Source organism: Streptomyces sp. NPDC005898 (genome assembly GCF_040629635.1).
GTDB lineage: Bacteria > Actinomycetota > Actinomycetes > Streptomycetales > Streptomycetaceae > Streptomyces.
Genome location: NZ_JBEXWC010000007.1, coordinates 205,101 through 217,834, shown reverse-complemented (window position 1 = coordinate 217,834; position 12,734 = coordinate 205,101). Strand labels below are relative to the sequence as shown.

General features: G+C 73.9%; 14 protein-coding genes. 7 read left to right on the top strand and 7 right to left on the bottom strand.

All coding sequences use genetic code 11. From position 1 onward, the window contains the following. Window positions 1-6 precede the first annotated feature (6 nt). Window positions 7-1,179, bottom strand: a complete 1,173-nt coding sequence (gene cobT / locus ABZ385_RS12860) for a nicotinate-nucleotide--dimethylbenzimidazole phosphoribosyltransferase (RefSeq protein ID WP_358911299.1) — start codon at window positions 1,177-1,179, stop codon at window positions 7-9. 162 nt (window positions 1,180-1,341) lie between these two features. On the opposite strand from cobT, the gene ABZ385_RS12855 reads away from it, so the two are divergent. Then, on the top strand, window positions 1,342-2,421 hold the full coding sequence (locus ABZ385_RS12855) for a class I SAM-dependent methyltransferase (RefSeq protein ID WP_358911297.1): 1,080 nt from the start codon (window positions 1,342-1,344) through the stop codon (window positions 2,419-2,421). Between the two features lie 41 nt (window positions 2,422-2,462). Here the strand turns inward: ABZ385_RS12855 and ABZ385_RS12850 are convergent, their stop codons facing one another. Next, entirely contained in the window at window positions 2,463-3,689 is a 1,227-nt protein-coding gene (locus ABZ385_RS12850; RefSeq protein ID WP_358911295.1) for a bifunctional adenosylcobinamide kinase/adenosylcobinamide-phosphate guanylyltransferase, read from the bottom strand. 102 nt (window positions 3,690-3,791) lie between these two features. Between ABZ385_RS12850 and ABZ385_RS12845 the strand changes: the two genes are divergently transcribed. Beyond that, window positions 3,792-4,019 carry a hypothetical protein gene (locus ABZ385_RS12845; RefSeq protein WP_358584012.1) on the top strand — a complete coding sequence of 76 codons (228 nt, stop codon included), beginning with the start codon at window positions 3,792-3,794 and terminating at the stop codon, window positions 4,017-4,019. 108 nt (window positions 4,020-4,127) lie between these two features. Here the strand turns inward: ABZ385_RS12845 and ABZ385_RS12840 are convergent, their stop codons facing one another. Both ABZ385_RS12840 and ABZ385_RS12835 read right to left on the bottom strand, forming a co-directional pair. Further along, on the bottom strand, window positions 4,128-4,835 hold the full coding sequence (locus tag ABZ385_RS12840; RefSeq protein ID WP_358584014.1) for a methyltransferase domain-containing protein: 708 nt from the start codon (window positions 4,833-4,835) through the stop codon (window positions 4,128-4,130). A 74-nt stretch (window positions 4,836-4,909) separates the two neighbouring features. Next, window positions 4,910-5,506, bottom strand: a complete 597-nt coding sequence (locus tag ABZ385_RS12835; RefSeq protein WP_358584016.1) for a DUF3043 domain-containing protein — start codon at window positions 5,504-5,506, stop codon at window positions 4,910-4,912. Between the two features lie 243 nt (window positions 5,507-5,749). On the opposite strand from ABZ385_RS12835, the gene ABZ385_RS12830 reads away from it, so the two are divergent. The 4 genes from ABZ385_RS12830 (at window position 5,750) to ABZ385_RS12815 (ending at window position 8,891) form a co-directional block, all read left to right on the top strand. Further along, window positions 5,750-6,547 (top strand): PspA/IM30 family protein, encoded by a 798-nt coding sequence (locus ABZ385_RS12830; RefSeq protein WP_358584018.1) that lies wholly within the window; start codon window positions 5,750-5,752, stop codon window positions 6,545-6,547. 43 nt (window positions 6,548-6,590) lie between these two features. Beyond that, window positions 6,591-6,869 (top strand): hypothetical protein, encoded by a 279-nt coding sequence (locus ABZ385_RS12825; protein WP_358584020.1) that lies wholly within the window; start codon window positions 6,591-6,593, stop codon window positions 6,867-6,869. Between the two features lie 85 nt (window positions 6,870-6,954). Further along, entirely contained in the window at window positions 6,955-8,214 is a 1,260-nt protein-coding gene (locus ABZ385_RS12820; protein ID WP_358584021.1) for a histidine kinase, read from the top strand. Then, window positions 8,211-8,891: a response regulator transcription factor gene (locus tag ABZ385_RS12815; protein WP_358584023.1), complete on the top strand. Its 681-nt coding sequence runs from the start codon at window positions 8,211-8,213 to the stop codon at window positions 8,889-8,891. The genes ABZ385_RS12820 and ABZ385_RS12815 overlap by 4 nt, the downstream gene beginning before the upstream one ends. A gap of 93 nt (window positions 8,892-8,984) precedes the next feature. Here the strand turns inward: ABZ385_RS12815 and nadA are convergent, their stop codons facing one another. After that, on the bottom strand, window positions 8,985-10,181 hold the full coding sequence (nadA, locus tag ABZ385_RS12810) for a quinolinate synthase NadA (RefSeq protein WP_358699786.1): 1,197 nt from the start codon (window positions 10,179-10,181) through the stop codon (window positions 8,985-8,987). A gap of 256 nt (window positions 10,182-10,437) precedes the next feature. Between nadA and ABZ385_RS12805 the strand changes: the two genes are divergently transcribed. Then, the gene (locus ABZ385_RS12805; RefSeq protein ID WP_030786960.1) at window positions 10,438-10,794 is read left to right on the top strand and encodes an iron-sulfur cluster assembly accessory protein; all 357 of its coding nucleotides are present in this window, start codon (window positions 10,438-10,440) and stop codon (window positions 10,792-10,794) included. 75 nt (window positions 10,795-10,869) lie between these two features. On the opposite strand, the gene ABZ385_RS12800 is transcribed toward ABZ385_RS12805, so the two are convergent. Next, on the bottom strand, window positions 10,870-12,339 hold the full coding sequence (locus ABZ385_RS12800) for a hypothetical protein (RefSeq protein WP_358911293.1): 1,470 nt from the start codon (window positions 12,337-12,339) through the stop codon (window positions 10,870-10,872). Between the two features lie 164 nt (window positions 12,340-12,503). Beyond that, entirely contained in the window at window positions 12,504-12,731 is a 228-nt protein-coding gene (locus tag ABZ385_RS12795; RefSeq protein ID WP_358584060.1) for a hypothetical protein, read from the bottom strand. Window positions 12,732-12,734 lie beyond the last annotated feature (3 nt).

Genomic DNA, 12,734 nt, shown 5'->3' with positions numbered 1-12,734 from the left:
CGGCCCTCAGGGAGCCTGCTCGACCGCCGGTCCCGCCGGCCCCGCTCCGACCTCCGCCACGGCCTGCGCGCCGCTCCCGGCCTCGGCCACCGCTCCGCTCCCCGGGGTGGCCCCCGCTGCGGCCTCGGGCTCGGCGGCCCGTTCCGGCAGCTCCGCCCAGAGCGCGGCGGCGGCCCGCACGAGCGGCAGCGCGAGCAGCGCCCCCGTTCCCTCGCCGACCCGCACCCCGTGCCCCAGGAGCGGCTCAAGCGCCATCCGGTCCAGCGCCTTGGCCTGCGCGGGCTCCCCGCTGTCGTGCCCCGCGAGCCACCAGTCCGGCGCCCGGAAGGCGACCCGCTGGGCCACCAGCGCCGCCGCCGACGCCACGACACCGTCGAGGATCACCGGCGTACGCCGCACGGCGCACTGGAGCAGGAACCCCGTCATCGCCGCCAGGTCGGCGCCGCCGACCGCGGCGAGCAGCTCCAACTGGTCGCCGAGCACGGGCCGGGCCCGCCGCAGGGCGTCGCGCACCGCCGCGCACTTGCGCATCCACGCCAGGTCGTCGATGGGCTCGCCGCCCCGCCCGGTCACCACGGACGCGTCGGTGCCGCACAGCGCGGCGATCAGCGTCGCGGCGGGCGTCGTGCCGCCGACGCTCACGTCCCCGAGCACGACCAGATCGGTGCCCGAGTCGGCCTCCTCGTCGGCGACGGCCATGCCCGCGCGCACCGCCCGCTCGGCCTCCTCGGCGCTCAGGGCGTCCTCGACGTCGATACGCCCCGACCCCCGCCGCACCCGGTACCCCGTCACCTCGGCGGGCAGCTCGGCCGGATCGCAGTCCAGCGCCATGTCGATGACCCGGACCGGCACGTCGAGGCGGCGCGCGAGCACGGCGACGGGGCTCTCGCCGGCCAGGACGGCGCGCACGAGCGCGGTGGCGCCGCCCGCGGGCCGCGCCGAGACACCCAGCCCGGCGACCCCGTGGTCACCGGCGAAGAGCACCACGCGCGGCCGCTCCACGGGCCGGACCGGCACCGCGGACTGCGCCGCCGACAGCCACTCGCCCAGCTCGTCGAGGCGCCCCAGGGCGCCGGGCGGCACGGTCTGCCGCTCCCTGCGTTCCTCGGCGTCGCGGCGCACCCCGCCGTCGGGCCGCTCGATCAGGTCGGTGAAGTCGTCGAGATTCAGCGAACTCATTCGCCGAACAGTACCGGCACGCGCGGCGCCCGTGTTCGAACGGCCCGGACCCTGCACCCCACAGGCGGTCCGGCCTGACGAGCGGTTACGAGTCCTCGCGTATGGGGCACATAACGTCATTGCCGGACCGAACGCGTCAAAACCGACTTCAGGAGTACGACCTTGGACGTCGCCCAGCGTGTGGCCCAACGACGCCCCGCCTACCTCGCCGCACTCGCCGGGGGCACCGAACGGTTCCACGAGCCCCGCAGCGCCGACTGCCCGTGGTGCGGCTCGCCCCGGCTGCGGATCCGGCTGCGCACCGCCGACCTGATCCAGCACAAGCCGGGCGCCTTCACGCTCGACCGCTGCGCCAACTGCGCCCACCTGTTCCAGAACCCCCGCCTCACCCCCGAGGGCCAGGAGTTCTACCGCCGGGACTCCTCCGACCAGGACCTGCGCGCCGGGCTCGGCGCGAAGGCCGCGGCGGCGCTCGTCGGCGTCCGGCCCACCGACCGGCGCCACCTCGCCCGCGCCCGCGCGATGCGCGCCCTCGACGAGCCCGAGTGCTGGCTGGACGTCGGCACCGGCCGGGCCCGCTTCCCGGCCCTCGCCCGGCAGGTCCTGCCGTACACGTCCTTCGACGGGCTCGACCCGGGCCGGGGCGTGGAGCAGGCCGTGCGCCACGGCCGCGTCGAGGAGGGCCACCGCGGCACCCTCACCGGCCTCGCGGACGCCCTCGCCGGCCGCTACGACGCCCTGAGCCTGTTCCACCAGCTGGAGCGCGCACCCGATCCGCGCGCCGAGCTGAGAGCCGCGAAGGCCGCCCTGCGCCCCGGCGGACACCTGATGATCGAGACCACCGACCCCGGCTGCCGGTACGCGAAAGTGCTCGGCAAGTGGTGGCCCTCGTACGCCCAGCCGCGGCACCTGCACCTCATCCCGCTCGCCAACCTCCGCCGGGAGCTGGAGGAGCTGGGCTTCACCGTCGTCGGCGTCGAGCGCCGCGCGGCGCACGTCCCGGCCGACCTCGGCGGGGCGCTCGCGCTCCTGCTCAACCGCTGCCTGCCCCGGGCCGACGTCCCCTGGCGCGCCAAGCCCGCGCACCCCCTGAGGCTGCGGCTCCGCCGCGCCGCCTGGGGGGCCTGCCTGCCCCTGCTCGCCCTCGCCCTGCTGCTCGACGCGCTGCTGGCCCCCCTGCTCACCCGCACCGGCTTCTCCAACGCCTACCGCCTCCTCGCTCGCCGCGGCGCGGACGACTGACGTACGAGGGCCGAGGCGCCCGCCCGACACGGCGGGCCGGGTCAGGCGCGCAGCGGGAGGGCCTGGCCCGCCACCACGAGCAGGACGTGCTCGCACTCGGCGGCGAACGCGGCGTTCAGGCGCCCCAGTTCATCCCGGTAGCGGCGGCCCGACGCGGTCGCCGGGACGATGCCCGAGCCGACCTCGTTCGACACGGCGACGACCGTGCGCCGGGTGGCGCGCACCGCGTCGGCCAGCTCGGCGATCCGCCCCCGCAGCGCCCGCTCGCCGCCGCCCGCCCACCGCGCGTCGTCCCACGCGCCCACCTCGTCCATGGCGTGGGTCAGCCACAGCGACAGGCAGTCGATCAGCAGCGGCGGCCCGTCCTGCGCCAGCAGCGGCACCAGGTCGCAGGTCTCGGCGGTCCGCCACGAACCGGGGCGCCGCTCCCGGTGCAGGCTCACCCGGTCCGCCCACTCGGCGTCGCCGGCACGGGTCCCGCCCGTCGCCACGTACAGCACCTCGGGGAAGGCCGCCAGGCGTCGCTCGGCCTCCACGGACTTGCCCGAGCGGGCGCCGCCGAGGACGAGGGTGCGGCGCGGCACGTCCGGCACGTCCTCGTAGGCGCCGACCACCAGCGTCGTCCCGTCGGGCACCGCCCGCGCGCCCGCCGCCGCGAGCCGGCGCGCCAACTCGGCGCCCGGGGGCACCTCGTGGCCGATGTGGACGGCGATCACATCCGTGGTCGGGCCGACGGCGCCGGCGGCGCGCAGCCGGGCCAGCCCGTCGGGGCGCCCGAGCACATCGCCGACGATCATCTCGTACGTCCCGCGCCCGCCGCTCGCCGCCGCCGAGCCGTTCCCCTCGCCGAGCCCCGCGGGAGCGCCGCCCGGCGGCAGGTACAGCAGCCGCTCCCCGTCGGGCCCCGTCACCTCGTAACCGGAGCCGGGCGCGTCCAGCGCCACCGCGCGCACCCGGTGACCGGTCAGGAGCGTCAACTCCCGCCCGTCGGCGCCCCGTACGGGTTGCGGGAGGCCGGCCGGGACCTCGACGGCGGGTCCGTCGTGCGGATGGGAGAGCAGGACCTGGCGCACACCGCCGAGCGAGTGTCCCGCGCGGGCGGCCGCCAGGGCGGCTCCCGGGGTGAGATCGAGCAGCAGGACGCCGTCCACGAGCAGCGCGGTGGCGGCGCGCGCCGCGCCGCCCAGAGCGGTCGCGCAGGCCGCGCAGGGGCAGCCGGGGAGGGGCAGTCCTTCGGGGGCGCCGGTGCCGAGCAGAGTCAGTTCCACACGAAGATCCTCCCGCGTCGGGTCCCGGGCCGCGCGTCCGGCTAGGCTTCAGGCGGATTCAGGCGGTTCCTCAGACCGCCACGGAACCCTCGGGAGGCTGACATGGCGGCATGGACGTGGCGGTTCGAGAAGGCGGACGGGACGGAGGTCCAGCCCGCGGTGCAGCCGGAGGAGTTCACCACCCAGGGCGACGCGGAGTCCTGGGTCGGCGAGTACTGGAAGGAACTGTCCGAGGGCGGCGCCGACCAGGTGTCCCTCTTCGAGGACACGACCAAGATCTACGGCCCGATGAGCCTGCACCCCCAGGACGCCGAGGACGCGCAGGCCTAGTCCTGTGGCCCGGCCGGGGCGAGGCACCCGGTGGGCGACGCACGGGAGGCGGCGACCGGACTCCGGCCGCCGCCTCCCGCACGCCCGCGGCTCACGCGCCCGCGGTGCTCAATCCCGTACCCCGCACAGGTGCAGCAGCGCGGCGACCCGGCGGTAGGGGTCGGTGCGCCCGGCCCGCTCCTCGGCGGCCAGCAGCGCCTCCAGCTCCTCGTGCGGGGGAAGCGGCGCGCCGTCCTCGGCGGTGTCCGTGAAGACCCGCACGCCGTACCAGGTCTGCAGCGGCGCCGCGATCCCCGCCAGGGTCGACGACAACGCGTCGAGGCGGTCGGCCCGCACGTCCAGGCCGAGCCGGTTGCGGTAGGCGACGGAGCCGAAGGCGGCCAGCGCGCCGCTCCAGTCGCCGCCGAGCCCCGGCCGCATGGCCAGCGCGTCGGCGTTGCGCACGAGGAGCGAGAGCAGCCCGCCGGGGGCCAGCATCCGGGCCAGCCCGGCCAGCAGGGCGTCGGGCTCCTCCACGTACATCAGGACGCCGTGGCAGAGCACCACGTCGAAGCTGCCCGGCAGGAAGTGCGCCCCGGTCTGGTGGCCGTCGCTCTGCACGAGCCGCACCCGCCCCTGGATGCCCTCGGGCTCCGCGGCGAGCGCCTCGCGGGCGGCGGCGATCATCTCGGGGTCCCGCTCGACCCCCGTCACCTTGTGCCCGGCGCGGGCGAGCCGCAACGCCTGCGTGCCCTGGCCCATGCCGACGTCCAGCACCCGCAGCCGCTGCCCCACCGGGAAGCGGGCGGCTATCTGCTCGTCGAGCTGGCGGGCCACCAGCTCCTGGCGTACGGCATTGCGCAGACCGCCCAGCTTCTCCAGCCAGGCACCGGCTCCGCCGGTGAATGCGCTCAGGGCCGCTCTCCGCGCTTGACCTGCGGCTTCGGCAGCCTGAGCCGACGCATCTGGAGCGTGCGCATCAGGGCGTACATGACGGCGCCCTTCTTGTTCTCGCTCGGGAAGCGCTCGGCGAGACGCTTCTTCAGGCGGAACGCGGTCACCACGGAGTCCAGGACGATCAGCACGATCACGACGAGCCAGAGCAGCAGCGCGATGTTCTGCAGCTGGGGCACGCGGACCATGCTCAGGACAAGGATGATCACCGCGAGCGGCAGGAAGAACTCCGCGATGCAAAAGCGCGAGTCCACGAAGTCGCGCGCGAACTTGCGCACCGGGCCCTTGTCACGGGCGGGCAGGAACCGCTCGTCACCGCTGGCCAGGGCCTCGCGCTGCTTGGCCATCTGCGCACGGCGCTCGTCGCGCTGCCGCTTCGCCGCCTCCTTGCGCGACGTCGGCGTATTGGTCACGCCGCGGCGCTGCGACTGTGCCATGGAGCGCTTGGGGGTGGGGCGGCCCTTGGGGGCCTGCGGGTCACGGGGCTGCTTGGAGTCGGTCACCGGCGCCTGCGCGGCCGGGGCCTTCTCTTCCTTGGATCGGCTACGGAACACAAAACCCAAGGGTACGTGGTGCGCCGGGCATGGACCCCCGTCCCATGGGGAACGATCCGGCAACACCGGGCGTCTTCACAGGGGTACACCTACTCCTTACGCCGGAGCCGGGCCGTACGCAGTCGTCCTTGGGGATGAGCGCATCCGCACGCGAACAGTGCGGTAATGGATGCAGGGCCCGTACTGTGGGTTCTGAGCAGTACCTGGAGCTGGAAGTCCGTCAGAAGGGGGCGCGCGAAGCCCATGAGCGGTGTCATGAAGCGTATGGGAATGATCTTCCGCGCGAAGGCGAACAAGGCCCTTGACCGGGCCGAGGATCCGCGCGAAACCCTCGATTACTCCTACCAGAAGCAGCTGGAGCTGCTGCAGAAGGTCCGCCGCGGCGTCGCCGACGTGGCGACCTCCCGCAAGCGCCTGGAACTGCAGCTGAACCAGCTCCAGGGCCAGTCCGCCAAGCTGGAGGACCAGGGCCGCAAGGCGCTCGCCCTCGGCCGCGAGGACCTCGCCCGCGAGGCCCTCTCCCGGCGGGCCGCGCTCCAGCAGCAGGTCACCGACCTGGAGACGCAGCACCAGACGCTCCAGGGCGAGGAGGAGAAGCTCACCCTCGCGGCGCAGCGCCTCCAGGCCAAGGTCGACGCCTTCCGCACGAAGAAGGAGACGATCAAGGCGACGTACACCGCCGCGCAGGCGCAGACCCGCATCGGCGAGGCCTTCTCCGGCATCTCCGAGGAGATGGGCGACGTCGGCATGGCGATCCAGCGCGCCGAGGACAAGACCGCGCAGCTCCAGGCGCGGGCCGGCGCGATCGACGAACTGCTCGCCTCCGGCGCCCTCGACGACTCCTCCGGACTGGCCAAGGACGACATCCAGACCGAGCTGGACCGCCTCTCCGGTGGTACGGATGTGGAGCTGGAGCTGCAGCGCATGAAGGCGGAGCTGGCGGGCGGCTCCGGCGCCGGCCAGCAGGCCATCGAGGGCGGCCAGGGGCAGCCCAGGTCGCAGCAGCAGCCGCAGGACACTCCACGCTTCGACAAGCAGTAGTCGCGCGGCGGCACGGGTACCGCTCACGTCCGAGGAGGACGACATGATCGTACGGATCATGGGGGAGGGCCAGGTGAAGCTGGCCGACAGCCACTTCGCCGAGCTGAACAAGCTGGACGACGAACTGCTCGCGGAGCTGGAGGGCGGCGACCCCGTCGGCTTCCGCGGCACGCTCCACGCGCTCCTGGACAGGGTCCGCGAGCTCGGCGAACCGCTCCCGGACGACGCGCTGGAGCCCTCCGAGCTGATCCTGCCCGCGCCGGACGCGACGCTCGACGAGGTCCGGGCCATGCTGGGCGACGACGGCCTGATCCCGGGCTGAGCCCCCGCCGCGGCCCCGCCGCGTGGGCGCGAGATGGCCCGACCGCGGGACCCGCGGCGGAGAACGCGACGGAAGAGCGGGGAAGTTGACCACGCTGGGCAGAGGCCGCTGCTGGGCCAAGGCGCACCCGCTGGCGGTGGACGCCGCGCTCGCCTGCGCCGTCCTCGTCTTCATGGTCGTCGGCTCCTTCGCCGAGCCCTACGGGGAGCACGGACCCACCTGGGGCACCCGCGCGCCCGACGCCCCCAGCCTGCTCCTGATGGCCTTCGGCGCCCTCGCCCTCGTCCTGCGCCGCCGCGCCCCCTGGGCGGTGCTCGCCGTGACCTGCGCCGCCTCCGTCACGGAGCTGCTCACGGGCGATCCCCGCGCGCCCGTCGTGATGTCCGCGGTCGTCGCCCTGTTCACCGTGGCCGCCACCACGGACCGCTCGACGACCTGGCGCGTCGGCCTGGTCACCATGACCGGCCTCACGGGCGTCGCCATGCTCTCGGGACCGCTGCCCTGGTACGCCCAGGAGAACCTCGGCATCTTCGCCTGGAGCGGCATGGCCGCCGCCGCGGGCGACGCGGTGCGCAGCAGACGCGCCTTCGTGGACGCCATAAGGGAACGCGCCGAGCGGGCGGAGCGCACCCGGGAGGAGGAGGCCAGGCGGCGCGTCGCCGAGGAGCGGCTGCGCATCGCCCGGGACCTGCACGACGTGGTCGCCCACCACATCGCCCTGGTCAATGTGCAGGCGGGCGTCGCGGCGCACGTCATGGACAAGCGGCCCGACCAGGCGAAGGAGGCCCTCTCCCACGTACGCGACGCCAGCCGCTCCGCGCTCAACGAACTGCGCGCCACCGTCGGTCTGCTGCGCCAGAGCGGCGACCCCGAGGCGCCCACCGAGCCGGCCCCCGGCCTGCACCGGCTCGACGAGCTGGTCGAGACCTTCCGCAACGCGGGGCTGCCCGTGGAGGTCGCCCTCGGCCAGGTCGGCCTCGACCTCCCGGCGGCCGTCGACCTCGCCGCGTTCCGGATCATCCAGGAGGCGCTCACGAACGTGCGCAAGCACGCGGGGCGGGGCGCCAAGGCCGAGGTGAGCGTCGTGCGCGTGGGCCCGAACGTCGAGGTCACCGTCCTCGACGACGGCCCGGGGCCGGGCCGGGCCACTGACGGCGAGGGGCAGCGGGACCCGGACGGGGGCCCCGGCGCCGACGGCGGCGGGCACGGCCTGCTCGGCATGCGCGAGCGCGTCACCGCCCTCGGCGGCAGCTGCTCCGCCGGCCCCCGCTACGGCGGCGGCTTCCGCGTCCATGCGATCCTGCCGGTCGTCCCCCTCACCCCGGCAAAGGAAGGGACCGCGTGACGATCCGCGTACTGCTCGCCGACGACCAGGCGCTGCTGCGCAGCGCGTTCAAGGTGCTCGTCGACTCCGAGCCCGACATGGAGGTGGTCGGCGAGGCGTCCGACGGCGCCCAGGCGGTGCGGCTCGCCGCCTCGGAGCGGGCGGACGTGGTCCTGATGGACATCCGCATGCCCGGCACGGACGGCCTGGCCGCCACCCGCATGATCAGCGCCGACCCCGCCCTGGCCCAGGTGCGGGTGGTGATGCTGACGACCTTCGAGGTCGACGAGTACGTCGTGCAGTCGCTGCGGGCGGGCGCCTCCGGCTTCCTCGGCAAGGGCGCGGAGCCCGAGGAGCTGCTCGGCGCCATCCGTATCGCGGCGGCGGGCGAGGCGCTGCTCTCCCCGGTGGCCACCAAAGGGCTGATCGCCAAGTTCCTGGCGCAGGGCGGCGACGGGGACGGCGAGGGCGCGGTGCGCGGCGAGCGCCTGGACGCCCTCACCACCCGCGAGCGGGAGGTCCTGGTGCAGGTCGCCGGGGGGCACTCGAACGACGAGATCGCCGAGCGCCTCCAGGTCAGTCCGCTCACCGTGAAGACCCATGTGAACCGCGCGATGGCCAAGCTCGGGGCGCGCGACCGCGCCCAACTCGTCGTCATCGCCTACGAGTCGGGCCTGGTGCGTCCACGGGTGGAGTGACCGGGGAACGGCCGGCGACGACTGGCGGCGACTGGGGATGACGTAAGGGGCGCCCGCCATGGCGGACGCCCCTTACCGCTGACCGGCGTGACCCTACGGAAGCGCCAGCATCCGCTCCAGCGCCAGTTTCGCGAACTGCTCGGTCTCGCGGTCCACCGCGATCTGGTTGACGAGCTTGCCCTCGGCCAGCGACTCCAGCGTCCAGACCAGGTGCGGCAGGTCGATCCGGTTCATCGTCGAACAGAAGCAGACCGTCTTGTCCAGGAAGACGACCTCCTTGTCCTGCGCGGCGAAACGGTTCGCCAGGCGGCGGACGAGGTTCAGCTCCGTGCCGATGGCCCACTTCGACCCGGCGGGCGCGGCCTCCAGGGTCTTGATGATGTGCTCGGTGGAACCGACGTGGTCGGCGGCGGCCACGACCTCGTGCTTGCACTCCGGGTGCACCAGGACGTTCACGCCCGGTATGCGCGCGCGCACGTCCGCGACCGACTCCAGCGAGAAGCGCCCGTGCACCGAGCAGTGCCCGCGCCACAGGATCATCTTCGCGCCGCGCAGCTGCTCGACGGTCAGGCCGCCGTTCGGCTTGTGCGGGTTGTAGACCACGCAGTCGTCCAGGGACATCCCCATGTCGCGCACGGCGGTGTTGCGGCCCAGGTGCTGGTCGGGCAGGAACAGCACCTGCTCGCCCTGCTCGAAGGCCCACTCCAGGGCGCGCTTGGCGTTGGACGACGTACAGATCGTGCCGCCGTGCTTGCCGGTGAACGCCTTGATGTCGGCCGAGGAGTTCATGTACGAGACGGGGACGACCCGCTCGGCGATGCCGGCGTCGGTCAGCACGTCCCAGCACTCGGCGACCTGCTCGGCGGTGGCCATGTCGGCCATCGAGCAGCCGGCGGCCAGGTCGGGCAGCACGACCTTCTGGTCGTCCGTCGTCAGGATGTCCGCCGATTCGGCCATGAAGTGCACACCGCAGAAGACGATGTACTCCGCGCCGGGCCGCGCCGCGGCGTCGCGCGCCAGCTTGAAGGAGTCGCCGGTCACATCCGCGAACTGGATGACCTCGTCGCGCTGGTAGTGGTGGCCGAGGACGAAGACCTTGTCGCCGAGCTTCTCCTTGGCGGCCCGGGCGCGCTCCACCAGGTCCGGGTCGGAGGGGGACGGCAGGTCGCCGGGGCAGTCCACGCCCCGCTCGCTCTTGGGGTCGGCCTCACGGCCGAGCAGGAGCAGGGCGAGCGGCGTGGGCTGCACATCGAGGTCCACGAGGTCCCCGGGGGACTGGGCGGTGGTCACGACGACACCTACCCTTTCTCTTCTGCAGACGAGTTTTCGTCTAATTGACGTTATCTATCATAACCGCTTCACGTCAGTTTGACGATGGCCATAGTGTCGATGTGACGCATTCGCCGTCGCCGGGACCGGTGCCCCCGGGGAGACCATGTGCGAGCATGAGGGGGTAAGACGTAAGCGCTCGGCCCGGAATGAATCCGCGGCCCCGCCGGTTGCAACCGTCGGCAAGCAGTCTCCGTACAACCCGGGAGAGAAGCAGATGTCCGTATCGGACGAGACCACCACCGTGAGCGACGGCATCCTCCTGTCGGACGCCGCCGCGGCCAAGGTGAAGGGCCTGCTGGAGCAGGAGGGCCGGGACGACCTGGCGCTGCGCGTCGCCGTACAGCCCGGCGGCTGCTCGGGCCTGCGCTACCAGCTGTTCTTCGACGAGCGCACGCTCGACGGCGACGTCGTCAAGGACTTCGACGGCGTGAAGGTCGTCACCGACCGGATGAGCGCTCCCTACCTGGGCGGCGCCTCCATCGACTTCGTCGACACCATCGAGAAGCAGGGCTTCACGATCGACAACCCCAACGCCACGGGCTCCTGCGCCTGCGGCGACTCCTTCAGCTAGAGCTGCGGGCGACAGACAGACGTACGAAGGCGGCGGCCCCCTGGACTCCAGGGGGCCGCCGCCTTCGCGTCGTGTCTAGGCGCGGCGCACGCTCTTGCCCGAGGCGTCCACGACCTCGCGCTCACCGAGCGGCTTGTCCAGCGTGACGGTCTTGGAGAGCTTCTTGGCGATCATGACGCAGACCTGGTCCTTCTTCTTGGTCTCCGTGACCTCGACGCTCACCCGGTCACCGTCCTCCCGCGCGGACGCCGAGTACCGGCCACACGCGCTGCCCCAGAAGTGCAGGGTCAGCGACCTGCCGTCGGCGCCGTAGGACTCGATGGCCGCCGCACGCCCGGTGCCGGGCTCCTCGGTGGGCGTCGGGCTGCCGGGCGAGGTCAGGTACTCGGGGGCGAGCGCCGGATGCGTCACCGTGAAGGTCTCCCGCGCGCCCTGCGGCTTCACCTCGAACAGCCACGAAGGTACGAGGGTCTGGCGGCCCGCGACGTAGTGCGTGGCGAGCCCGAAGGTGGCGCCGGTCACGGCCACGGACCGCGGCTTCGGCTGCGCGGACGACGGCCCGCACGGCGCCTGCTGCCCGCCGCCCTCCGTCTTCGTGCGGTCGTCGGCGTGTGGTACCGGGGTGGCGCAGCCGCCGATGCCCATGTGCCCGCCGCCCCTCGAATTCAGCTGGTCCAGGGCCTGACGGGCGCCGATCACCGGGTACTTGGCGCCCTTGACCGGCGCCTTCAACTGGCCGCTGCCGCCCACCACTTGGCCGTCCGAGCCGACCTGGACGCCGGTCGACCAGCCGTAGGTGGGCAGGCCGTCCACCTTCGGGTCGGCGTTCACCACCCGCACCGCGCCCATCAGCTGGCGGGCGTCGAGCTTCGCGTCGTCCTGGCCGAGCGCCTTGAGCAGCGGCGCGGCGGCGTCCTTGGCCGCCTGCTCGCCCACCGCGTCGCCCGCGTCGCCGCCCGGCGCGGTGGAGGTGCCCGAACACGGCTTGCCCTTGGGGCAGTTGTCCGTGCCGCCCACCCCGTGCCGGGTGTACGTCCAGGTGCCGGGCGCCTGCTTGTTCACCTGGAGGGAGGGGCCCGAACCGTCCTTGTCCTGCTCGACCCGCCAGGTGCCGTCCCTCGACGTCGGCGTCCCGGACAGGCCGAGCGCCTCGGCCAGCGCGACCACCTCGCCCCGGGTCACCTCGCTCCGGGCGTGGTAGACGAAGGCCGCGTCCGGGCCCTCGGGCAGCTTGCCCGTCGCCTGGTACGTGGCGCCGCTCGGGTCGGGCTCGCCCGGCGCGATCCCGCCGGTGCCGCCGGGCGCGGCGGAGCCGTCCTGCCGGTCGCCGGCCGGATAGCCGTCCAGCGCGAGCGGCGGCGGATTGCCGCCGTCCCCGGCGGGGGCCCCGTCACCGCCCCGGTCGCCACCGCCGGACGCGGTCGCGGCGAAGTACGCCCCGCCGCCGCCGACCAGCAGGACCGTGGCCGCCACCGAGGTGACGGCGAGGCGGGCACGCCGACGCCGGGGCTCGGCCGTCTCTTGCACGGATCGCTCGGTGTTCACCGCATCGCTCCTTCGACTGCACTGCTGTCCCTGGAAACCCACGGGCGGGCTCCGTCGTATCCCGGTACCCCCTTTGCGGGGGTCGGCGATGGGACGTGGCGGGGGAGCGCGCGGTTCCCTTTCACGCGCGGGGTGCGGGCGCCGGGCCTCGCGGGCGGCCCTTCTCAGTCGCCGTACTCGGACATCCCGTCGATGAGCCGCGCGGAGGACGGCGGCACGGTGACGCCGTGGATCAGGGACGGCGGCACGGGAGTGGCGGCGGCCCGGACGGGTACCGCCCAGTGCGGCGCCATGCGGGCGCAGTCGCCGCGCAGGGTCTCCATGCTCTCGGGGCTCTCCGCGGAGAGCCTGCGGGCGCGCTTGGTGACGACATCCTTCGGGATAACGGTCATAAC